Genomic DNA, 23,103 nt, shown 5'->3' with positions numbered 1-23,103 from the left:
ACCTTCAGTTAAAATACTCTCAAAACAATCATAAACATTTGAGAAATAAACTGTCTTTTACTCAGAAGGTTAAGGGTTAGTTTTTGCCTGTGTTGAAAACTTTTTCTTCTAAAATCAATAACTGATGTGGAAAGTCTTCCGATTTACAACTACTAAATTCCTATTTAGAACCCCCAAAAATTGGTAACATCTCCCAAAGTTGTAATGAATCCTGAATAAAATCGAAAGCCCAAATAAGTTCAAACCCAATTGGAATATGAAGTAAGAAGACTTCAAAACGCTTACTACTGCTTTAACTATTTTTAGAGGCGTAAGGTTTGGAAACCACACACCACAGGGGCCGCCGGGCAAATGCTGCCCATAAAAGGGTATGCTCAAAAGGTTTCCACATCTTTATCCTAACCTAATTCTACTGCAGTATATCCGGGAAACATATATACCCAATTTGAGTAGGTATCTGGAAACTGAAATCCTTGGAAGAATGAGGCAGCAGAAGCCGGCGGTGGATTTAATATTTCATAGTAAGATAAAGTCCATATTGGTCCTGGTCAAATCTTGGGATGAAGACAAAACTATTTTTCTTTTTGAGAAAAGGGTTCCATTTAATTATGGGATCAAATAGATAGATCAAATTTGTAACTAAAATACCTATGCCTGCACCTACAATCACATCTGAGATCCAATGGGTATTATTGATAACGCGAAATGCTCCCGTCGCGGCAGCAATCCCAAAACCGCTATATGCAAGGAAAGGGCTGGTATCTTTGAATTCCTGATATAGAACACCGGCATTGGCGAAAGCAAAGGAAGTATGGGCAGAGGGAAAAGACTCTGTCACCTGCCCGGGACGTTTTTTAGGAATCCAGTTTTTTAACCGAAAGGTTATAAAATCTGTTACTACAATAGCCAGAGCCAGGTTTTTTGTTTGATCAAACCAGTGGTTTTTGGATTTCACCCCCAGGGCATCTGCTGTGTACATTTGTACGATAGGAACATACCTTGCGTAGTCACCAAATTTGAACTCATAATTTTCTCCTACAGCTCCCCTTACATCTGTCTGGAATTCTTTTTCAAAATCCTTTCCGCTTAAAATGCTGCCTCCCAAAATAAGGGTTGCCGGAACTATCATTTTTTGCAGCACTCTTTTCCCACCGAAAGGTTTAGCAATTGTTGTATCCTTTACAGTTTGGGCAGTAGTACTGAAAGTAATTAAATTCAGAAATATAAAAATCCAATAAATAAGCCAGTACTTCCTTTTGTTTTTCCTCATATTTGAAAAATCCATTTTTTCAAATTTAAAACTTTTGCACTTTAAACCTATCTATCCTGTCTTAGAAAAAGAGGAATGCGTCACACAGTATAAAGTCTCATAGTGAAGAGTCCAGAAGGCTTTAAAACGATTATTACTGCAGAGACACGAGGTCTGGGAACCTCACATAGCATGGTCCGCTGGGCAAAGTCTTCCCGCTTTGCCTTCAGAAATCCTTGAAAATCTGGCAACTCCCCAAAGCCTCCAAACGTTACCTAGTTAGAACAGCATACAGAAATGTTCTACACATAATTAAGATAAAGTCCGGAGACTTTAAAACGCTCACAACTCCGTTCAGCCTTCCCGGAGGCGTGATTTCCAACAGATCTCACAAAGTATTCTCTTTATTGCCCGGCCGTAGCCTGGTCAATTACCTCAATAGCCTTTTCCAGTACTTCGTCTCTACCGTCATTAATTCCCCGTATACCTGGTTTAATTTCAATATCGGGAACTATCCCAATACGCTGGGTTTCGCGGCCATCTGGGTAGAAGACTCCAATACCCGAAATATAGGTTGTGAACCCTCCTAAAAACGAGATGTCGCTAATGTTTCCATCGGCTCCCGCTGTTTGGCTGCCTATGGTGGTTACGTTTGGTGCAGTTTGTAAGGCCATGGCGGTAAACTCGGCATGGCTTTGAGTGGTTTCATTCACCAATAGAATTATTTTTCCTGTGTATGGATTTTTGTTCCTCCCGCCGGCTGTCAAAGGTTTTGTCCAGGTAAATTTCCCTGGATAATCAAGATCTGGGGCTGTGAATTTCACAAAGGGATGACTGCCGTCGTTGAGTTCATTGCTAAGAGCATACAGGGTTCCTTTGGGATAATTTCTAATATCAAAAATTATGGCACGGGTATCTCTTAAATCCTTCATCATTCGTTTTACATCACCCGGTTCCAGCAGCCCCATATTCACATAGCCAATATTTTTTTCTAGAATTTCCCATTTTTTTGTTGGAGGTGCCTCCATTTTAAAGTCCCTTCTGTAATAACGTGCGACTTCTTTTTTAATGGTATTCCCATCCCGTAGTATTTCGATCTCTACGGCAGGGGAGCTCCCATTTAAAAGGGAAATATGTAAATCCCTGTATTTTGCCGGCTGATTGGAGCCGGTCATGTATTTTTCATTTTTTGCTATAAGGTCTTCTACCGGGACCCCATTTACTGCGACCAAAATATCGCCCTTTTGCCAGTCATCTTTTGCTGCAAGGGAATCATCGAAAAAACTGGATACCACCGTTTGTCCCTCTATCATTTTGATCACCACCGGGGCCCAGTAATAGCCATAGTACTGGTTGGTTTCCTGTGTAATGAACCAGGCGTGGGAATCATTGGTCCTTGTTGCCAGCTCCAGCATGGCCATATGGTAATCCCGCTCTGATCCCGGGGATAAAAATTTAGGCAGCATTTGTTCCAGCGCCTTGTCCCAGTCCATGTCTGTTTGATATTTATATGGGAAAAAATATTCCACCAGGTTCCAGTACCTAAATAGTGCCAACAGCCTTAGGTCTCTATTCGTCCAGTCAAAATTGGGATAATCCTTTTCATTTTGTACCTGAATATTACCTACACCTTCAACGATTTTGACATAATGCTGCCCGTCCTGCACCCGGTTCTTTTCGATGTGCCTTAACTTTGAACTGAGCTCATTGCTGAAGGAACTGGAATCTATCCAGGTGAGATCAAAATTCTTATCGAAACCTTCTGCAGTTGTGACTTCGAGACAACTCAGGCATTTTTCCACCTCTCCAAGGCTGTCAATCCAGTTACTGAAAACTGCTGAAAGTTCCTCGTCACTCTTTGTTTTTTCCACTTTTTCCATGACAATAAAAAGCTGCTCCTCCCAGTCAAATTTTCCCTTTGCGACGTGTGGATGGTAATATTTTAGAAAACCCCAGATCTTTGCGGTTGCCACTAGTTTTTCATTTTCTGAAGGTGGTGCCTGGGCCACAGAGGTTTCGCATGAAAGCAGTACGGGAAATAAGAACAGAAGGAGAAGGGGGAGTTTCTTCATTTGGGTGGTTTTATCGGTGTGTAATTTAGGACTAATTTTAATATTGAAACGTAAGATATTCCTGATAATCCTCGCTTCATAATATCCCCTGCCAGGGCAAAGTCTTCAGGCATTGAACTTCTAAATTTTCTTGAATATTCGGCACATTCCATACGTCTCCAGATGTTAAAGCGAATGGTAAAAATCGAAGGCCTAAAAAGGTTCAGGCCTAATTGCAACAAGAGTCAGAAGAACTAAGGATCATTACTAATTCTTTCGGGATTCACGGGGTTTCAGGAGATCTCACCCGGCAGGGTGAGGCAGATACAGCACAGGATGGTGATTTTTTTAACTCCCCCTTTGGGGGTTGGGGGGCTTTTTGCTTACTTTTAAGACCAAACCACATCTCAAACTTCAGTTATGATCAAAAACTTCCTCTTGTCAATGTTTACCTTCGTGGTAATCTTTCTGTATGTTCCTTCACTTTCAGCACAAAACGATGTCTTTCAGCAACTGGAAGAAATAGCCATCGTGGAGGAAAAGGTGATGATGCCCATGCGGGATGGAATTCGCCTGGCGACAGATATCTACCGCCCCAAGACCGATAAAAAAGTACCAATCATCTTTTCGCGTACCCCATATAATTTCAATACCTGGCAGGATGGGGAGAAGAGAACCCGTACTGCTGCCCAGGCCCTGGAGGCAGTGAAGCGCGGTTATGCCTATGTAGTCCAAAATGAAAGAGGCCGCTATTTTTCTGAAGGGGAATGGGATATTTTGGGAGTGCCGTTGACAGATGGTTATGATGCCTTCAGCTGGATGAAAGACCAGGACTGGTCCAACGGAAAGATAGGGACTATAGGATGTTCCTCAACAGCTGAATGGCAAATGGCCGTGGGAGCACTGGACCATCCTTCCCATGCTGCTATGGTGCCGCAAGCTTTTGGCGCCGGAGTGGGGACTGTTGGTGATTTTCACGAGCAGGGAAACTGGTACAGGGGAGGCGTGGAGCAACTTTTGTTCTTCTCCTGGCTTTACGGTGTGGAGCACGATAAATTCAAGCCTCGTATCCCCGAGGGTGCCACGCAGGAGGACCTTATCAGGATCTCCAGGTTCTATGACCTCGCGCCAAAGAATCCGACGGTGGATATGGCCCAGGCCTTAAATCACCTTCCTATTCAGGACATCCTTAAGAATATTAACGGAAAGAAGGAGATCTTTGATAAAATGGTGAGGCGTAAGCCCAATGATCCGGCCTGGTTCGAAGGCGGACTCTATCACGACACCATGGAGCTTAACGTTCCCGGATTTTGGTTCGTTTCCTGGTATGATGTCTCTGTAGGCCCAAATATCGCATTGTTCAACCACCTTAGAGAGACCAGCGACAAAAAAGATGACCAGTACCTGGTGATCGCTCCCACACTGCATTGTGGTTTTACCCGTGCTACTGAATATACCGTGGTGGGCGAGCTTAGTGTAGGGGATGCAAGATTGGACTATGAGGAACAAATCTATTCCTGGTTCGACCTCTGGCTGAAGGATGAGCAGAATGATTTTAAAGAAAAAACACCCAGAGTACAATATTATACCATGGGAAGCAATGAGTGGCAGGCTTCAGAAACCTGGCCCCCGGCAAAAGCGAAAATGACGACTTATTATCTCAACAGCGACGGGAATGCCAATTCCCCGGGGAATGGAAAATTATCAACTAAAAAACCCGGAAGGCAATCTGTTGCAGATAGCTTTACTTATGACCCAATGAACCCGGTGCCTTCTTTGGGAGGGAATGTTTGCTGTACAGGTAACGCCGTTCAGGGCGGGGCCTTTGATCAACAGGAGCAGGAAAAAAGGGAGGATATCCTCGTGTATACCACAGAGCCGTTAAAGGAGGGAGTTGAAGTATCAGGCTTTATAGAGGCCACCCTGTTTGTTTCTTCAGATGCGCGGGATACAGATTTTACCATCAAACTCATAGACGTGCATCCGGACGGGAAGGCGTTTAATTTAGATGAGACCATCCAGCGGGCGCGATACCGTGAGGGATATGATAAGGAGGTTTTTATGGAAGACGGAGAGGTATATGAGCTCAGCTTGTCCCCCATGTCCACCAGTAACTATTTCAAAAAAGGGCACAGCATTCGTGTAGAGATCTCCAGCAGCAATTTCCCCCGCTTTGCAAGGAATCTCAATACAGGTGGTGATAATTATGATGAAAGTGAAGGGGTTCTTGCAAATAATAAAGTTCATCATTCGGGAAAACATGCTTCCTTTATAAAATTGCCTATGTTGAAGAAATAATTCCCGGGGCAGTTGAAAACAGCGGTACAACCCCAGATGGTAGATGCTGAAACCCGTTCAGCATGAAGTGCCGAGTTTATTTGCTCCCCCTCCGGGGGTTGGGGGGCTGAGGGTTCATCTTTTCTGAAAACTATAAACCAGCCGTAAATCCACAAACTCTGCCACGTGCCGGTGGGCCAGCAGGTTAAAGCCTGCACTAAAGTTTCGGTTTATGCGGTACTGCAGCCCCCAGCGGTGAAAGAGTTGGTCGTAATATGGGGTTTGGTCAAAAACATAAACCCCCAGCCGCTGACTGAATTGAAATCTTCCCAGCAAAAATTCGTGACCCAGCATAACACTCGCTTTCACAGGACTGGCATCAATGCCATCCCTACGAAGGTCGGCTTCCAGTTCCTCATCCTGGTACGCTTCCGCACCCAGCGTTACCATGTTTAGCCTTCCCACCTGCTTTCCGGCCTGCAAAGCGAGTCCGCCAAGGGCGTACCTTATGCGTTCCCCTTCCTCATCGTAACCGCGGCGCATCGTCCCCAGCAAAGCAATATCGTACCGCAGCCCCTTGTTTTTCCAGGCATCTTCACTTATCCTGGGGCCGGTGTAAAAAGGGCGGGAGGTAGGCTGGTAGCTTACTGCCAGGCCTGCTGTGGGCCAGTTGATGCCTTTGTTGGGCTGGCGGGTGCCGCCGTTGGAAACGTGTTGGTAGTTTATAGTGGGATTGATCCACCAATGATCTGTTAGCCTTATCCAGGCGCCAATACCAACTAACAGGTAAGCACTTAAATGCCTGCTGTAGGATTGGTTGGCAGGGTTGCTTTCACTGTCATATGGGTTTGTGAGATAAGAAAATCCACCTGCACCTTTAAAGGAAAAAAGCAGCCCATTCGTAATTCGGTAGGCGGGTTCCAGGAAATAAGCTGCCGTGGCACTTTCACCCAGGAGTTCAACATCATAATCATAGTAGGCCAGTAAAAGTCCCTGCCGGGGATAGCAAAGGCACAGGGCATAGGAATCGGCATCACTTCGCTGCCAGCCAATAATAGCTTCTATCCCTGTGGGACGGGCTCCACTGGTATTTTGGACCTCTTCAGAATGGGCGAAGATAGTACCATGCTGCACTCCAAGGCCATAGGAGATAAGTGCCTTCTGCCTAGAAGTATCCACCGCTGCCTCCTGTTGTGCCACAGCCTGCGGTGTGATAAAGAAAGTCATTAAAGCAATCCAAATACAAAGCTGCAGGTGTACTCTTTTATTAAAATTCTCAAAGCCATTCTCGAATCTCACACCCATTATCCTGCCGCAAAGAGCTCCCTTAACGATCCTGAAATAAGTCGGTAAGCTCTTTTGTATCATTTTGGGGTTTATTTTTTCTGAAGATTTGATCTTGCTTTGTTTTCGGTTTAAATAGCTTAAGCTTAATTCCGGAGAATAAAAATAACAAAAAGGAAAGGATTATGGCAATTGGGTAAAGCAGTAGGACGGAACAGTTGCGAGGTTGCAACAAATCATGAAAAAAACCTGAATTCACCAGGCTTTAATTGTAATATAAAACGAATGAGGTATTTGTGAGGCCGAAATTATCGTCGCAGATCGGAAGTTTGCACAAGTGAAATAATAGGAGAGGAGATGGGAATGGTCAGGAGGTCAGCCGTACGCACTGTAGGAACCTTTCTGTCCTACTTAAGAATATTTTTCCTCCCGGGGATTAGCTGTAATATGCTGCTCTTTCATATCAAAATAAAGCCATACCATCCTGTCAAGGAACCATAATTTACCTGTATACACCAATATGCTTCCTAACACCGTTAGCCAAAGGTCCAGTTCAAAAACTCCAAAGACCACAATCCCACTCCCAATAGTGGCAACAGCACTAAGTATCTTTGGCACTATACGATGATGGAGGGGAATGGGAACATTTTTTCTATTAATCCAGAACCTTTCGCCCATAACTGACCTGGAGGCCCAGTTATTGGTGTTTTTTGGTTTATCAAAAAGCTGCGGATTCAACCAGGTCCACAATATAGCCAGGCCAATAGGAATGAGGGAATACCAGCCTATCCATATCCTGCTCCAAAAAGCCAGAATGAGCAACGGGAGGGAAAGGTTCCTTGTCCAAACGCTCCAGGGATTGGCATGTCGTTGCCAGTTTTCCTCTGTTAAATTGAAGAGACCGGCGATTTTTTTCTCAAAACTCATAATGGAAGAAAGATGATTGAATTTATTTATTCCCGTCCGCAGGGTGGATGGCTTTTCCCTTTGGGGGTGGGTGGCTACTTCCCTATAACCACATTCCATGGCCTCACCTGCCATTCGGTGATCAAACCATTCTTTACATAAGGATCATTTTTTGCAAAATCCTCTGCTGCTTCCGCGCTGTCACTTTTAAAAATAAGGAGTGCCCCGTCTGCAGGATCGGCCAAAGCTCCCGCCATTATTAAATTACCCGATTCATAGGCAGCTGTAGCCAATTTTAAATGTTCTTCCCGGTAAGCAGCACGTTTTTCTATGTAATCTTTAACAGTGGTGTAAAAAAGAGCGTAGTACATAGGTTTTTATTTTAGAGTTAAATCATCTTTATTAAAATCGGGGAGTTAAATATAGTGATTCGTTGGAAGTCGTTAGTCGTTAGTCTTTAGTCGTTAGTGGGGGGGCTGTTTTTTGTTTACCGTTTACCGTTTACCGTTAGATTCCTTAATTCTTCCGAAGTTAGTTCAGTTAGCTTCTGGGTAGAGATTGGTTATTTGGAAAATGATAATTAAAATGGGAGTGAGTTTGTTGGAATTTGGAATTTGGACATTTGGAATTTGGATATTTCAACACTCCCTCAATCCATGAAATCAAACCAGGCAAAAAAAAATTATTATTCTTCCTTAAGAATACTTAAGGCTACAACATAACACCTCCTGACTATCCACTTCTATGTTGTAAACCAAGTTCCAGAAGCTAAAAATTTCATAAATTTAAGTCATAAATCCGAAGAGAAATTGAGCTCTGCTGGAGAGCAACTCAACAGCAATAGGGTTTATGACGATGAAAAAAGTAGAGCCCCTTCTTGTTAAGGGGTTTTACAATTATTCAATGTCGGGTATGGCTAAGAAAACTCACGGTCTTCATAGCTTACCTGGGGTGCCCGGATGTTGTAATTCTATAAAACAGCCTTCTATGAGCAGTCGATTTATCGCTGCAGTGTCTTGTTCAGCATTAAAGAATAATGAGCCGTAGTCTCTCCGATAACAGTCGCAAAATCGCTGCAGTGGAAAGTGAACGGTCTCATTGGATTGAAATTTTATAGAGATTATACAACTTCTAATTTATATAGTTCTTTGTTCTTTAGAACAAATCGTATTCTTCTTAATAGCTTTTTTGCAATTCTAATGATTGCTTTATTTGGCATTAGACCTTTGTGACATAATTCGGCATATCTGCAAGCTAATGCAGGATCCTTTTGAACCGCTATCCAGGAAGCCTCTATTAAAAGTGGTCTTAAAATAACCTGAGCTCTTGAGGTAATTTCGCCAACACTTTCTTTTTCTCCAGAGGATTTTGTGGAAGGAACAAAGCCTATAAAACTGCAAAGTTGATCAAAAGTTTTAAACCGATTCATATTCTCTAATTCAGTTAAAAAGGCCATAGCTATTACCAGTCCGATTCCTGGTACACTCCGAAGCAGTTTCACATCTTGTTCATATCTGCTGGTTCTGGAGAGTTCAGTTATTTGTTTTGTAATGCATTTTTTTTTCTCAGCTAGTCGCTCATAATCCTCCAGCAATCCATTTAAAGTTAGCCGTAGAGACAAACTCAAGTCAATTTCTTTTAACCAATTTATCAATCTTTTCGGCCACCTCCCTTCTGGGATATCTTCTGGTACTTTGAGGCCATTTAAATTGATAAACGATCTTATTCTGTTTTTTGTTCTGGATAATTCCTTTACAACAGTATTTCTATACCTGCAGAGACTTCTGTCCTGGGAGGGAACATAGATGGGAGTAAGATCTCTATTCTGCAAGGATTTTGCAATTTTTCTACTGTCCCTTACATCTGTCTTCTGAACCTTCTCTTTAATGGTCGTAGGGATATCAGCTGCATTGACCACAATAGAATTAATCCCTAATTTAAGAAGTTGATAATGAGGCCAAAATCCAGCAAATCCAGCTTCATAGGCACTAAAATAGTTTCCTCCGGGAAATTTCTTGTCCAAATAATGCCGGAGAGTCTCTGGACTTGCAGGTGCATTAAAGGTTTTGGAAAATAGCCCCATCATTGTCGTAATATTCCAGCTCTTTTTATGAGTGTCAATGCCCACAAAAATATCTTTGCCCGTATAGTCTAATTTTGTAACTTGCTTTTGCATAAGTTTCAGTTTTAGAGTTAGTTATCACCTTTAAATTACTCTACTTTTCTGAAACTTGTGCTTTTTTATACAAACATAGGACCTCTCCACTTTCCTCTCCCACTTTTTTCAACCGACAACTGACAACTGACAACGGACAACCGACAACCGACAACCTTCTGTTTTACAGTATTTTATGGGTGAAAATACCTATATGTGCTTTTGTTAAGTTATTTTAATTTTAGAAAGATCTTTTTGATCACCCTTCCCTACAAATTTTTTAACCCCGTCAAGTTCCCCCTTTCCTAATCTGAGGCATTTATAATTTCTTATAAGGAGAGATATGCAGTTTATATTAATCAAACCAAAATTCATTTTATTATGAAAAAATTTCACTTGTATTTATTTGCACTCACACTATGTGTGTTGGGAGTTTCCTGTAGTACGGAAGAGGACGTTGCGGTAAACGTTACAGAAAAGGCCACCCTATCATTTGGTTCCCTTTTACAGGACCTTGAAGCCAACCGGCAGGCATACAAACAGTCTCTGCAGGATCTTCCTGCCTGTACAGATGATGATCCTTATTATGTGCGCATCATCCTTTCTCAGGATGGCTCCAATGTAGTGGGAACCCAACAGGAGCCTTTCAGGGTAGACCTGGTGACCAATCAAAATTTTACTAAAGAGGTACCGGAGCTGGAATTAACTCCAGGAACGTATTCCCTGGATTATTTCGGGGTGTACAATGAGGCCGGGGAACTTATATGGCTCGCACCAAATGGCGGGGTTTTTACCGAATTCTTTGATAATCCCCTCCCACTTTTAATAGATCTCAATGCCGGTGTTAAAAAATATGTGGAGGTACCGGTGATATGTTTTGATGACAGGTTTGTGAATGAATATGGTTATTTGTTCTTTGATCTCTCACCAACACGCGCAATAGAATTTTGCATCTTTGGTAACTATTGCGACGAAACAGGCAGGCATTATCCGGCAGCCTTTAGTGTAGATGTATGGTCTTACAGCAATGGCCAGACCGGTGCACAATTATATGCAGGGGTAAGCAATACTGTTACCCTTAATGATGCAGGAGATTATGCGGGTACCCCCGTTTGCCTTGCCTTACCAGATACAGAGGGTACAGATGAATATTATTTCGAGATCACATTGCTCAATTCTGATGCTTACGGGAATGTTACTGAAGAAGTAATACGATCTGGAGTAATTACAGATGAGGATGTAAGGGATCTTTTCGATGGCCCGGATGCGACAGATTACTACCACTTCAGGGAAGGAAACTGCAACCTGGATGATTCTCCCGAAATCTTCGATGAGGGTGATGGAGGAAACGGTAATGGCGGGGGAGAATGTGATCCAAACGATCCCAATGCCGACTGTGACAATGACGGGGTTACCAACAGTGTAGACGAGTGTCCCGATACTGAACCAGGGATAGCAGTTGATGCCAGAGGTTGTGAAAGTGTGCAGGTTCCTGGACGGGATATCGTTGTATTCAATGATAATAATATATTCCTTAACCAATTAATGGAGGATCCAGATAATGTACGGCTGGTACAAAATCTTGTGAACTTTACCACCACGGGCTCAAGGAATAATGGAAATGTTGTAATGATGGACCGCGGCCGGGGTGCCAATTGTTTTTCCAATGGAGAATGTAATAATACCAACTGGGGCACGATGCTAAATGTAATGACCAATGCAGGATTTACAATTCAGGATGTGTTCTCTACAGGAGGCGATCTTACCAATATACCTTCAGATGTTAAAGTTATATTCCTTGTAATGCCTACAGTAAGTTATACTATAGCTGAAATTAACGAGTTAAAAAGTTTTGCTTCTGAAGGGGGCAGGATCATTTTTGTAGGAGAGCATGAAATGTTCTACTTCCATATAAGCGTGCAAAATGAGTTCCTGGCCAATATGGGAGCCGTTCTCTTTAATACAGGAGGTGCAATAGATTGCGGTATTAATATACTTCCTTCAGCATCAAACAGGGAGCATCCAATAATGGAAGGTATAGATGATCTTACTATTGCCTGTGCCTCTGTTATAGAACCTGGGCCAAATGATTTTGCCTTGTTCTATGACACCACAAACACCCACGTACTGGCAGGAGTGGCAAAAATAGATGTAACGCCAATTGCGCAATTAAGTCCGGTGGTATGGACCAAACGAGCCAAAGCTCCGGTAGAGGATATGCCCAATCCAAATTCCTCTACAGGGTATTAAAAATTTATTTTAAAAATTCTTCAAAACCGTCTGCAAAGGCGGTTTTGTTGTTTTAAAGATTGTGCTGTGAAAAAAGAGGGTTGGATGCCACAATAGGAGAAACCATTTAAATTCCCAGATAGATCACCTGCTAGAAATCTCTTCCTGGACTTTTAAATTGGTGTTTTAAAAATCAACGGTATTAGCCTAAATTAGTGAAAAAAAATTTTTAGGATGCCGGTAATAAAATTGGATACCCATATTAAAGCGAACAGGTACATTGTTTTTGACCTTGCCAGAAGTATTGACCTACAGTCAAAATATGTTACCAGCTCCAACGAAAAAGCAGTAGCAGGAAGGACCAGCGGATTGATCAACCTGGGTGAAACCGTAACCTACAGGGGAAAACACCTGGGGGTAAGGCAACATCTTACCTCTAAAATAACAGAGATTGACAGGCCACATCTCTTTGTGGATGAAATGCAAAAAGGTGCTTTTAAAAGTCTGAGGCATGAGCATCATTTCATTGCTGCAAAGGATGGAACCTTAATGAAAGATGTGTTTATTTTTGAGGCACCGCTTGGAGTTCTGGGAAAAATTGCAAGCCAATTGGTCCTTAAATCATATATGACCAATTTTCTGAAAAACCGAAATAAGGTCATTAAGGATTTTGCGGAAAGTGGGAGGTGGAAGGAGGTTTTGCCCGAAGATGAGGAGTTGTATTATGATTGATCCCGTTGTTTCCTACAGATTTTCGGAAGGATTCTATTGCGCCCTTTCAGGGCATGATATGGATTTGGTTCTTTTTCGAGGGGCTGCACCCCTCGCTGATGTATTGCGCCCTTTCAGGGCTTGATATGGATTTGATTCTTTTTCGAGGGGCTTCACCTCTCGCTGATGGATGGCGCCCTTTCAGGGCTTGGATTTGCATGGGATTCGAAGATCGAGGGGCTGCACCCCTCGCTGATTGATTGCGCCCTTTCAGGGCTTGATATGGTGAGGGTTCATTTTTCGAGGGGCTGCACCCCTCGCTGATTGATTGCGCCCTTTCAGGGCTTGATATGGTGAGGGTTCATTTTTCGAGGGGCTGCATCCCTTGCTGGGGGAATTTCGCCCTTTCAGGGCTTGATTTGCATTGGATTCGAAGATCGAGGGGCTGCACCCCTCGCTGATTGATTGCGCCCTTTCAGGGCTTGATATGGTGAGGGTTCATTTTTCGAGGGGCTGCACCCCTCGCTGATGGATTGCGCCCTTTCAGGGCTTGATATGCATGGGATTCGAAGATCGAGGGGCTGCACCCCTCGCTGATTGATTTCGCCCTTTCAGGGCTTAAGATGGATTTGGTTCTTTTTCGAGGGGCTGAATCCCTCGCTGATGTATTACGCCCTTTCAGGGCTTGATTTGTATGTGGTTCTTTTTTCGAGGGGCTGCACCCCTCGCTGATGTATTGCGCCCTTTCAGGGCTTGATATGGATTTGATTCTTTTTCCGAGGGGCTGCACCCCTCGCTGATGGATGCCGCCCTTTCAGGGCTTGATAAAAGGGGATTCGAAGATCGAGGGGCTGCACCCCTCGCTGATGTATTGCGCCCTTTCAGGGCTTGATTTGTATGTGGTTCTTTTTTCGAGGGGCTGCACCCCTCGCTGATTGATTTCGCCCTTTCAGGGCTTGATTTGTATGTGGTTCTTTTTTCGAGGGGCTGCATCACTTGCTGATTGATTGCGCCCTTTCAGGGCTTGGATTTGCATGGGATTCGAAGATCGAGGGGCTGCACCCCTCGCTGATGTATTGCGCCCTTTCAGGGCTTGATATGGATTTGATTCTTTTTCGAGGGGCTTCACCTCTCGCTGATGGATGGCGCCCTTTCAGGGTTCTAAGTTAATTCGGGTGATATTAACAATAGCACCCGCATCAAAGCCCTGAAGGGGCGAAATATATCAGCCTCCCCTGAAGGGGGAGGAATTAAAACCGGATATAAATGAAAGCCCTGAAGGGGCGCAATTAGGTTGTTTCGATATTAATCCCAAACATATTTTTCGTCATAGTCCACATTATAATTATTTAAAAAGGTGAGATATTCTTCCTGAAATGTTCTTTTGCGATGATGATCAAATTGATTGGTGATGTATGTACTCACTTTATCAACTTCAGAAGGGTTTACTGAGAAAGCTCCGTATCCATTCTGCCAATAGAAATTTTCATATTCCAACCCTTTTGTTTTTATCCATTTTGAGGAATGAGATTTTAACTCTTCAATTAATTTCATCAAAGCTATTTTTTTAGATAAAAGACAAAGTATGTGCACGTGGTCATTGTGTCCTCCAATTATAAGCGCATGGCAATCAAGCTTTTTGCAAATACCACCCAGATAGCGGTGAAGCTCTTCTTCCACAGATGGTTTAATTAGCGGTTCACGATGTTTTGTGCTGAAAATTAGGTGTAAATAATTCTTCACCAGAGTTTGTCCCATTGCTAAAAATTTTATTTCGCCCCTTCAGGAATTCTTAATATTTTTATTTAACCTCGTTTAGTCATTAGGCTATTACAGAGATTAATATAGCTATTTTATCTGTATTGCGCCCTTTCAGGGCTTGAATTGTATGTGGTTCTTTTTCCAGGGGCTGCATCCCTTGCTGGGGGAATTTCGCCCTTTCAGGGCTTGATATGGTGAGGGTTCATTTTTCGAGGGGCTGCACCCCTCGCTGATGTATTGCGCCCTTTCAGGGCTTGATTTGTATGTGGTTCTTTTTTCGAGGGGCTGCACACCTCGCTGATTGATTTCGCCCTTTCAGGGCTTGATTTGTATGTGGTTCTTTTTTCGAGGGGCTGCATCACTTGCTGATTGATTGCACCCTTTCAGGGCTTGATTTCATGGGATTCGAAGATCGAGGGGCTGCATCACTTGCTGATTGATTGCGCCCTTTCAGGGCTTGATATGGATTTGGTTCTTTTTTCGAGGGGGGGTGGATTTGAATTTTTTTTTTTGAATTCTTAAATTATTCCGCAGAGGGTGAATGGTCTATTTTTTAGGACCTATAATATAAAGTCCAGGTTCTCGATTCTGGCAGCGGTAGCGGTCCAGACTTTTTAACCGGACAACAATCAATAGAAATACAGATAAAAAATGAATACTCCTCCCGGTTCTCGACATCAGTTTTATTCAGGTCTTAGCGGCTTGCAGTTGCCTGTTCCCAAATACTTATTTCCGCCGGAATTTAAAAATGCCAGCAGGTTGACTTATTACGCCTCTTACTTTAACAGTATTGAATTTAATAGTACGTTCTATAAAATTCCGCAGCCGGCAACAGTGGGTAAATGGTCTGCAATGGTACCTGAAGGTTTCAGGTTCACTTTTAAACTGTGGAAAGAAATAACACACAGCAAAGGATTCAATTTCAATAAAGAAGATGTAGTTGCTTTTTTTAATTCCATCAATGCTGTCAAAGAAAAGAAAGGATGTTTGCTTATTCAGTTTCCCCCTTCTATAGGGAGGGAATATGCCAGGCAATTAGGAAATTTGTTAAGCTGTATTAATGATATAGATCCTGCAAATGAATGGAAGGTTGCGGTAGAGTTTCGAAACACCTCCTGGTATCATGAGGATGTCTATGACTTGCTGAATTTTTACAAAGCGACAATGGTCATTCAGGACATCCCAAAGTCGGCCACCCCGCTAATAAATCAAAAATCGGGTTTTTTGTATCTTCGATTTCATGGCCCCACAGGGAATTACCGGGAAAGCTATTCCGAAGAATTTCTAAAGGAATACGCAGCTCTTATAAATGCGTGGAGAGAAGAAGGAAAGACGGTATTTGCATATTTTAATAACACAATGGGGGATGCATTTGATAATTTAACCACGCTTAACCGATTTGTTCAATAACCAATAAAAAAAACGTGATGAAATTCAGCAACACAAAACTTAATTTTCTTCACTCCAGTTAAAGCTTATGCCAGAGGGCCTTCCATAGTATTAGTTAAAGAAGCGGTCGCAAAATTTGCAGGCGAAAAGATCATTGCCGTAGACGGTTATGATAAAATTGACCAGGAAAGGTTGCCTGGTAAAAAGATAACTGAGTTTAAAAGTTGGGGAAAGCATTTTCTCATTTGCTTCGGGGGCTTTACAATAAAGGTTCATTTCCTAATGTTTGGCAGTTATACAATAGACGAAAAAAAGCCCGACAGGAAAATAAAACTCCATCTCAAATTCAGGCACGGGGAGATTAATTTTTATGCCTGTTCACTCAAATATCTTGAAGGGGATATTGACAAGCATTACGACTGGAGCGTCGATGTGATGAATGAGCATTGGGATAAAAAGAAGGCAAAGGCTAAATTAAAAGCAATCCCTAATGCGCTTATTTGCGATGCACTTCTGGATCAGGATATCTTCGCGGGAGTTGGAAACATTATCAAAAATGAAGTACTTTATCGGGTTAGGGTGCATCCGGAATCGACCATAGGAGAAATACCAAATACAAAACTCAACAAAATTATAGGCGAAACCCGTAATTACAGTTTTGATTTTTTGGAATGGAAGAGAGCGTACGAGTTAAAAAAACATTGGCTAGCGCATACAAAAAAGGAGTGCTTAAGATGCGATCTTCCAATAATTAAGAAACAAACCGGAACGAAAAAACGCAGGAGTTTTATCTGTACCAATTGTCAGGTTTTATATAAATAGGTGTGGGATAAAAAGCAGATGGTTGGGATCTATGGGTAGAGAAATGATAACTCAAAGGAGACATTGTGCCTTTAGTACAGAATATAAACCTTACGATATGGCGTATCCCAGGAAACAAGAGATTTATATTCTTTACCATTATAAACATATAATTCCTGAAGGGAGGAAAAATTTTCCCTCACTATGACAATACTAATAAAACCTCACAGTGTGCCAGGCTATGAGGTTTCTTGTTTTGAGAAGGATTATGTATACCACGCTTCACTTCCATAGAACCGGACTGTTCCTTTAATAAATATTATTTTCTGCAGGCCAGTTGCAGAAATAAGATCTCCGGTACTTTGTAATATTCGGTTTTGTTAGGTGCTAAAAGAGTCACTAAATTCCTTCAGCTACATCCTCAAATAAGTCAGGTGAATCTCCTAAATTGCAATTCCCTTCCCGGAAGTGGTAATAATCCACATTGTTATCCCCATCATAAAGTGACCTTACATCCTCATCTGTAATAACCCCGCTTCTTATTAATGAATTTGATTCCCCAAAGCCCTGCAGGGAGATCTCGAAATAATATTCATCCTGTCCGGGGGTATCGGGCAGCGCCAAACACAAGGGAATAGCATAGGTGACAGATATTTCATTTTCAAAATCATCCTCTATTACAATGGCATTTTGCAATTCTTCATACAGAACGGCTCCTTTTGGAGCAGCCTCAATCCCGCTAAAATTCCAGACACTTACACTGTAGCTTACTGCATCTATATGCCTGCCTGTTTCATCACAGTAATTTCCGAAAATACAGAACTTGATCGCCTCGTTGGTTTGCAGGTCAAAGAAGAGGTAGCCGTAGAGGTTTACGAGCCGGTCGTCAAAACAAATGACATCTACAGGAACATACTTTTTTGTGCCCGCGCGAAGGTCGATCTCGAGCGGCAGGGGAGAATCCACCATCCCGGCAAAATTGATCTCTCCGTCTTCTTCCCTGGGCGCGATCCAGATCACCTCCTGGTTTTCATCCAGTACCCTAAAGTATTCGAGGTGGTAAATACCCTCGTTCAGTTCCAGTTCTGCCCGCTCTGCTGTAAAGTAATTTCCCTGGCTGTCGCGGTGGACTTTGATCCTTAGCGGTTCCTGAAAGGTCCCTGCAACCGGTACTTCTAGATGGGTTACCACCACTTCTACAAATGCCGGTGCTTCCTCACTACATTGGGGGATATTTCCCAACTGCTGTTTATCTGCTTCCCTGCCAGGGAGTAGATCATTTAATACCGCTGCAAAGGAAAGGGTGGCCTTTCCCGGGGCTGCTTCTTTCAAGGTTTCCTCCTCATGGCTACAAGAGAATAATAAGAAAAGAAAGCATGACATCCAAGTAGTAAAAATTGCATTTCTCATAATATTTGGTTTAGAATGGTTAATTCACCTGCTGAAGGTCCTGAGGCAGAAATCAAGCTCCTAACGTTCATAAAAATGGGGAGGATTGTAAGGAACTACAAAGCTTCGGAATCTTATTATCTGAAATTTAGGGATTATGGATACATATGGGTTATGGGGATATTTGGGTATTTTCTGGTAGGGTCTCTATTTCTTGCTGAAGGATTTCAAGGTTTTTCATTGCTGCGGAAGGTTGGAAGATAAAAGAGTATGGACCGTTGCGCTGCTGGAATCTGGATGAAATCTTATATACTTAAAAATGTATCGAGACCTCTCGCGTGGTTCTAACTCCCAAGAGGTCTCGATACAAATTTCTTGTCCCTGCCGGTAGAAAAAATTCGCTGCCATTGATGTGTTTTTACAAACTTGTAAATCAACCAATTACAAATACAATTTAATAGCCATTTTAGGATTTCAAATTCCTAAACGTCAATCTCCTACGCGAGGTAATTTATTACCGCAGGTCTCGAACTGACGCTTTAAGGTTATTGGAAACTTTATTCATTTTTGTATTCTTTTCCTTTTTCTGGAATAAAAGAATCTCCATTTTTATCCTTGAACTTCCAGTTTATAGTTTTCAAAGTACCATCACCTGCTCCTTTAGCCACCGAAATATGAAGATGGGGTCCGGAAGATTTCCCGGAATTACCAGATTTTCCAATAGCCTGCCCTTCGGTAACAGTATCACCCAGACTTACAGTGGCTCCATCTTTTGTTAGGTGGAGGTATTGCGAGTAAGTTTTATCGGTATGAAGGATCCTTATATAATTCAATTTTGAATTATCATTGGTATTATTAGGATATGAATCTTCAAGATCTACTACTTTTCCAGCTCTTGCGGCACAAATAACGGTATCCAGAGGCATTAAAAAATCAACGGCATGTTGGTTTTGAGCATTATTATGGGTAGAAGTTCCACTAAAGGTTTGAGATACCTCAAACTTCTTATTCTTCTTATATGGAAGGGCGAATAAAGTGCCATCACTTGAAGCAGCAGAATCCCCTATGGAAAAATTCCTGGATACTTTATAGGACGGTTGCACCCCGGGATCTTTCATTTTAAGTTTGGCAATATGTTTATCAGATTCCCCGGGAGCCAAAAGAACCGGTTTCCCTGAAATATCCCCGGGTTCAGATTCCATATTGACCAAATCTGAGAAACTGACATATATTTCAATATAATCTTCTGTGGCGTTCGAAGCAGAAAATATAATTTTATCTTTGGTTACCTCTTCCTTAAATGTGATTTTTTGATGATATCTGGGATTTGAAGTATGCTCAAATTTGGATTCTACAGTTTGCGGTGTAAAAGAATATGTAGATGCCGCCACTGCAGAATTTCCTCCACCAACTCCTTTATCCAGGATCTCTCCAAGCTGATTAATAAGCTCGCCCTGTGACTGGCCTGCTGAACCCCATACCGAGCTCAACGCCGCGGGATTATCTGTATAATTAGATGAAGTTTTGCCTTTTGAAGACGAGTTTGCCGGAGGATTGGGACTTGATGGGGTTTCGCCTTTCTCCGTACCACCGGTTTTATTTTTATCAAAATAGTTTATTTTGGCGCCATCCTTCGAAGCATTTTTACCTGCAGCTTCCTTATCGCCATCTAACGGTACCCCGGTGTAAGCTGTCAACGCCGCTTTTGCCAAATCTCCAATTACCTTGGCTCTTTCTACCTGTGCCTGTAAATGTGTTGACATATTTGTTCCAGCTTGTTGACCGGCTGCGGTAGCGGCTTGTGTGGTAGCCTGTAAAGCTGCCTGAGCCAAACCAATAGTGGCAGAGAGGCCACTCATATCCCTAAACATATTTCCATTTTGAATAGCAGCTAAAATTCCCGCCATTCCGGTCGGATCTGGGAGGGTGGTGGGAGCCTGCATATTAATAATGGGATTACTCAATTGCCCCGGGGTAACATTTTCCTGGGTGGCGCGGCTGCCTGTTTGGATAGCTGCTATTTCTGCAGGTTGGATTGGAATAGGTGAATCCTGCCAGTTCCAGAACCTTGTGATATCGAGTTTTTCAGCACAATTGAAACGGCCTAACACGGCTTCGGCAAACACACCACCACTTGAAAGGGGAACAATATCCTGTTTTTTAATACCTTTCTTTACATTCCTTTCTTTTAGCCATTTTTCCCATTCAGCATCCAGGGTAGTATCAATTGTCATTTTAAAGACAAGATAATTTCCAACATATCCTATTGGTTTTGGATCTACCAATTGAGAAACCGGAATATTTTTGTTGCTTACTTTATAGGTATAGCCTGCTAATAAAGCTGCCATTTGAGCAGTATCCAGGGATCTAAAAATTGCGAGGCTATAGTGCAGCTTGTTGCCGTTTAAATGCTCTTTTAGGTTTTTATTTATGCCTGCATTATTCACTACCACAATGATAGTTTCATTGGAACCCTTGTTCACGGTGACAGTTGGTAATTCCAGTGGAAAAATGACTCCGTTTTTGCTTAGCGTAAGGGTTACTTTCCCCAGGATATCCTTATCTGGATGGCTACCTTTAACAGAGATCTTTGTAATATTTGAAACTGAAATTTCTGTCGTTAGTGATTCTACGATTGTTCCATTTTTCAAGTAAATTTTAATAGAAAGTTTTTCATCGTTGGTCATTGCTTCTTTAATCAAAGCATCAACAGGGATAAAAATTGAACTTGACTTTGGCCTTATAATAGAAATGTCAAACATGTTCGAGATGTGAGACAATTGAGATTCTGACCACAGGCCATCCAGGATCTGTTGTGCTATTGGTTTTTTAAAGGAAATTTTTGGTTTGTCATTAGTTTCAGGATCATCTGCAGAGATTCTTCTTGAGATATGGGAGGTGCCGGCAGACATTACTGCAGTACTTAAAATCCCGGTAGATATAGCATTAATAAGTGCCGGGTTTAAATTAGGATATTTTTTAAGATCCTTTCCGGGCGCAAACTCAACCACCTCATAATTCATCAAAAGCTGTCTAATATCCCTGCTTAATGCACTTCTAAGGAGGGTGAGCCTGAATTTTTCTATGATCTCTTCCTTTGAAAAGTCAATTAATTTTAGTGGAATATATAGACATTTTTCGGCCTTGTTCAATTCCACTTCCACCCTGTAAACCTGTACCACTTCATAATACTGGATCGTTAAGGCATGCATGTGGTTATAATTGGTGATGACGCGTGAACTTACTTGTTCGTGTTCAGATTGTGATACTTCTTTTACTACAGATGCCCTTCTGGATCTGGTAGAATGCGCATGTTGATGGGTCCTGTCATTAATGTGTTGAGCCATGGACGCTGCCACTTCCCGCTGCCCCCAGGAAGAGGAAAAACTTGTAGCCGCGGCAGAATTCTCTGCATACGCTTCAGAATATCCACCAGATCCTCCTCCAAAGATGGCTCCAAGCAAACCGGAGTCCCCCGCTTCACTAATTCCCACCTGTAGGCTTGTTGAAGAGGAGGAGGATTCAGAGAAACCTTGTTGCGCTTCAGTAGCCACTGCATTGGTCACTTCATTGATGGACCTTGCATGTCTGGTTTCATTAGTCAATTCATCCTGCTCTGTTATACTTTCAGTTTGGGAAGCCCGGGTTTTTCTGGACCAGTCAATAACCACAATACGTGTACTCTCTCCCGGCGCAAGTGCTGTACTATGTAATAATTGACCCAGGGTCACCCCCTGCATGAACCAGGATTGATTAAAAGTTAAAAGAGCTCCTGTTGCGATTTTTTCGAACCCGGTCATATTGGTGACTTTCCCAATATCAATGGGAGAAAAATTATCACTGGTTAAGTCTATAGAAGTACCTTTTGAATGGATTTCATCCAAAAGAAGAGTAGTAAATTGAACACGCTCGGTGGGATATTCTCCGGTTTTTGGAATGAGATCTGTAGGTGCTTCGGGATCAAAGCCCACTTGGGATTCGGGAAAATATACTGAATTCAGGATCTTAACCGCAGCGGTAAAAGGTGGAAAAATAGCAAGGTCCCTTACTGTTTCCACGTTTAAAGTCTGTTTAAAATCCTGAATTTCATTCTGTTCTATTAGATCCAGGACCTCTATACCTGCAAAGGGTAATTCTGCAAGGGGGGTAATATTATTTTTTACCATATCACTGGCAGCCTGTCCATGTAAATGAAAAGGATTTTTAATATTTTCATCCACCTTTGAAATGGAAACGGCGTCGTTGAATAGTTTGGAGGAGGAAAGGTCGAATACAGAGAAAATTTCCTTTGTTTTTAGAAGCTTCTCCATTTTAGTGGTCACTCCCATTAAAACAATAGGACTTGATTGTAGGATTTCCTGTGGTTGGAGGGTGTGGTATTCAGTTTTGATTAAATTAATTATAGGACTCATGGGAATACGATTTTGTGGGATGGCGTCAAATGAAATAAAAACAAACTTTCCGGTAGAAAAAGAAAGGATAAAGTGCCATTGCACTTAGGCTATGTGACTTCGGGTAGCTGATACAAGCGTACGTATATAGGCTACACCAATAACTACTTAATGAAAAGCTTTTTTAAGGCTTAAGAGAGCAGGACTAGTTGATCTTACCTGCTTCCTTCCATCGAAAAAATATTACCGGCTATGAAGGTAATTTTATAGGAACTATAATTAATTAAAATTATTTAAAATAGTTTGACCGGGATGTACTTATTTTCACCTATAATTGCCCGGGATCATTTCATCATATTCCTCCCTAAACAATAGGAACCGTAGGGAATTCCCGATTCCAAGGGTAAATCATGGGAAGCAAAAAAAAACAAGCTCTGCAAAAATCCTCGCTGCGAAGTCTCCTGTCTTTGAGCCAATCCAAACATGTTGATCTCGCAGCACATCCCAACG

15 protein-coding genes are annotated in these 23,103 nt (G+C 42.2%); 6 read left to right on the top strand and 9 right to left on the bottom strand.

The window, feature by feature from the left end; translation table 11 throughout:
- Positions 1-508: 508 nt before the first annotated feature.
- Complete coding sequence (locus tag FHG64_RS02910; protein WP_139064996.1) at positions 509-1,270, bottom strand: phosphatase PAP2 family protein; 762 nt, start codon at positions 1,268-1,270, stop codon at positions 509-511.
- 383 nt (positions 1,271-1,653) lie between these two features.
- Positions 1,654-3,321 (bottom strand): S41 family peptidase, encoded by a 1,668-nt coding sequence (locus FHG64_RS02905; RefSeq protein ID WP_139064995.1) that lies wholly within the window; start codon positions 3,319-3,321, stop codon positions 1,654-1,656.
- Positions 3,322-3,720: 399 nt separating this feature from the next.
- Here FHG64_RS02905 and FHG64_RS02900 point away from each other — a divergent pair, with 399 nt between their 5' ends.
- Positions 3,721-5,598, top strand: coding sequence for a CocE/NonD family hydrolase (locus FHG64_RS02900; protein ID WP_139064994.1), 1,878 nt, complete (start codon positions 3,721-3,723; stop codon positions 5,596-5,598).
- Between the two features lie 114 nt (positions 5,599-5,712).
- Here FHG64_RS02900 and FHG64_RS02895 read toward each other — a convergent pair whose 3' ends face one another.
- The 4 genes from FHG64_RS02895 to FHG64_RS02880 form a co-directional block, all read right to left on the bottom strand.
- Positions 5,713-6,945, bottom strand: coding sequence for an acyloxyacyl hydrolase (locus FHG64_RS02895; protein WP_139064993.1), 1,233 nt, complete (start codon positions 6,943-6,945; stop codon positions 5,713-5,715).
- A gap of 327 nt (positions 6,946-7,272) precedes the next feature.
- Positions 7,273-7,902, bottom strand: a complete 630-nt coding sequence (locus FHG64_RS02890) for a DUF6653 family protein (protein ID WP_218937545.1) — start codon at positions 7,900-7,902, stop codon at positions 7,273-7,275.
- Entirely contained in the window at positions 7,863-8,138 is a 276-nt protein-coding gene (locus tag FHG64_RS02885) for a YciI-like protein (protein WP_139064992.1), read from the bottom strand. Before FHG64_RS02885 ends, FHG64_RS02890 begins: the two co-directional genes overlap by 40 nt.
- 749 nt (positions 8,139-8,887) lie before the next feature.
- Positions 8,888-9,943 carry an IS110 family RNA-guided transposase gene (locus tag FHG64_RS02880; RefSeq protein ID WP_139064991.1) on the bottom strand — a complete coding sequence of 352 codons (1,056 nt, stop codon included), beginning with the start codon at positions 9,941-9,943 and terminating at the stop codon, positions 8,888-8,890.
- Positions 9,944-10,303: 360 nt separating this feature from the next.
- Between FHG64_RS02880 and FHG64_RS19295 the strand changes: the two genes are divergently transcribed.
- Both FHG64_RS19295 and FHG64_RS02870 read left to right on the top strand, forming a co-directional pair.
- Positions 10,304-12,172 (top strand): hypothetical protein, encoded by a 1,869-nt coding sequence (locus FHG64_RS19295; protein WP_174760398.1) that lies wholly within the window; start codon positions 10,304-10,306, stop codon positions 12,170-12,172.
- Positions 12,173-12,385: 213 nt separating this feature from the next.
- Entirely contained in the window at positions 12,386-12,883 is a 498-nt protein-coding gene (locus FHG64_RS02870; RefSeq protein ID WP_139064990.1) for an SRPBCC family protein, read from the top strand.
- A 1,284-nt stretch (positions 12,884-14,167) separates the two neighbouring features.
- Here the strand turns inward: FHG64_RS02870 and tnpA are convergent.
- Positions 14,168-14,620, bottom strand: coding sequence for an IS200/IS605 family transposase (tnpA, locus tag FHG64_RS02865; RefSeq protein WP_139064989.1), 453 nt, complete (start codon positions 14,618-14,620; stop codon positions 14,168-14,170).
- Between the two features lie 654 nt (positions 14,621-15,274).
- On the opposite strand from tnpA, the gene FHG64_RS02860 reads away from it, so the two are divergent.
- Positions 15,275-16,033, top strand: coding sequence for a DUF72 domain-containing protein (locus FHG64_RS02860; RefSeq protein ID WP_139064988.1), 759 nt, complete (start codon positions 15,275-15,277; stop codon positions 16,031-16,033).
- Between the two features lie 171 nt (positions 16,034-16,204).
- Positions 16,205-16,834: a DNA-formamidopyrimidine glycosylase family protein gene (locus FHG64_RS02855; protein WP_246054256.1), complete on the top strand. Its 630-nt coding sequence runs from the start codon at positions 16,205-16,207 to the stop codon at positions 16,832-16,834.
- Between the two features lie 378 nt (positions 16,835-17,212).
- On the opposite strand, the gene FHG64_RS02850 is transcribed toward FHG64_RS02855, so the two are convergent.
- Positions 17,213-18,145, bottom strand: coding sequence for a hypothetical protein (locus FHG64_RS02850; protein ID WP_168191305.1), 933 nt, complete (start codon positions 18,143-18,145; stop codon positions 17,213-17,215).
- 93 nt (positions 18,146-18,238) lie between these two features.
- Here FHG64_RS02850 and FHG64_RS02845 point away from each other — a divergent pair, with 93 nt between their 5' ends.
- A complete protein-coding gene (locus tag FHG64_RS02845) occupies positions 18,239-18,466 on the top strand; it encodes a hypothetical protein (RefSeq protein WP_139064985.1) in 228 nt (75 codons plus the stop codon).
- Positions 18,467-18,759: 293 nt separating this feature from the next.
- On the opposite strand, the gene FHG64_RS02840 is transcribed toward FHG64_RS02845, so the two are convergent.
- Positions 18,760-22,614, bottom strand: coding sequence for a M23 family metallopeptidase (locus FHG64_RS02840; RefSeq protein WP_139064984.1), 3,855 nt, complete (start codon positions 22,612-22,614; stop codon positions 18,760-18,762).
- Positions 22,615-23,103 lie beyond the last annotated feature (489 nt).

It is taken from the genome of Antarcticibacterium flavum (genome assembly GCF_006159205.1).
Lineage (GTDB): Bacteria > Bacteroidota > Bacteroidia > Flavobacteriales > Flavobacteriaceae > Gillisia > Gillisia flava.
The sequence above is the reverse complement of the archived record's forward strand: the minus strand, read 5'-3'. Positions and strand labels throughout refer to the sequence as shown.

What these genes read in the sequence shown, in the direction of transcription:
- FHG64_RS02910 (WP_139064996.1), bottom strand. Translation starts at nt 1,270, where the DNA reads ATGAGGAAAAACAAAAGGAAGTACTGGCTTATTTATTGGATTTTTATA.
- FHG64_RS02905 (WP_139064995.1), bottom strand. Translation starts at nt 3,321, where the DNA reads ATGAAGAAACTCCCCCTTCTCCTTCTGTTCTTATTTCCCGTACTGCTT.
- FHG64_RS02900 (WP_139064994.1), top strand. Translation starts at nt 3,721, where the DNA reads ATGATCAAAAACTTCCTCTTGTCAATGTTTACCTTCGTGGTAATCTTT.
- FHG64_RS02895 (WP_139064993.1), bottom strand. Translation starts at nt 6,945, where the DNA reads ATGATACAAAAGAGCTTACCGACTTATTTCAGGATCGTTAAGGGAGCT.
- FHG64_RS02890 (WP_218937545.1), bottom strand. Translation starts at nt 7,902, where the DNA reads ATGGCAGGTGAGGCCATGGAATGTGGTTATAGGGAAGTAGCCACCCAC.
- FHG64_RS02885 (WP_139064992.1), bottom strand. Translation starts at nt 8,138, where the DNA reads ATGTACTACGCTCTTTTTTACACCACTGTTAAAGATTACATAGAAAAA.
- FHG64_RS02880 (WP_139064991.1), bottom strand. Translation starts at nt 9,943, where the DNA reads ATGCAAAAGCAAGTTACAAAATTAGACTATACGGGCAAAGATATTTTT.
- FHG64_RS19295 (WP_174760398.1), top strand. Translation starts at nt 10,304, where the DNA reads ATGAAAAAATTTCACTTGTATTTATTTGCACTCACACTATGTGTGTTG.
- FHG64_RS02870 (WP_139064990.1), top strand. Translation starts at nt 12,386, where the DNA reads ATGCCGGTAATAAAATTGGATACCCATATTAAAGCGAACAGGTACATT.
- tnpA (WP_139064989.1), bottom strand. Translation starts at nt 14,620, where the DNA reads ATGGGACAAACTCTGGTGAAGAATTATTTACACCTAATTTTCAGCACA.
- FHG64_RS02860 (WP_139064988.1), top strand. Translation starts at nt 15,275, where the DNA reads ATGAATACTCCTCCCGGTTCTCGACATCAGTTTTATTCAGGTCTTAGC.
- FHG64_RS02845 (WP_139064985.1), top strand. Translation starts at nt 18,239, where the DNA reads ATGGTTAATTCACCTGCTGAAGGTCCTGAGGCAGAAATCAAGCTCCTA.
- FHG64_RS02840 (WP_139064984.1), bottom strand. Translation starts at nt 22,614, where the DNA reads ATGAGTCCTATAATTAATTTAATCAAAACTGAATACCACACCCTCCAA.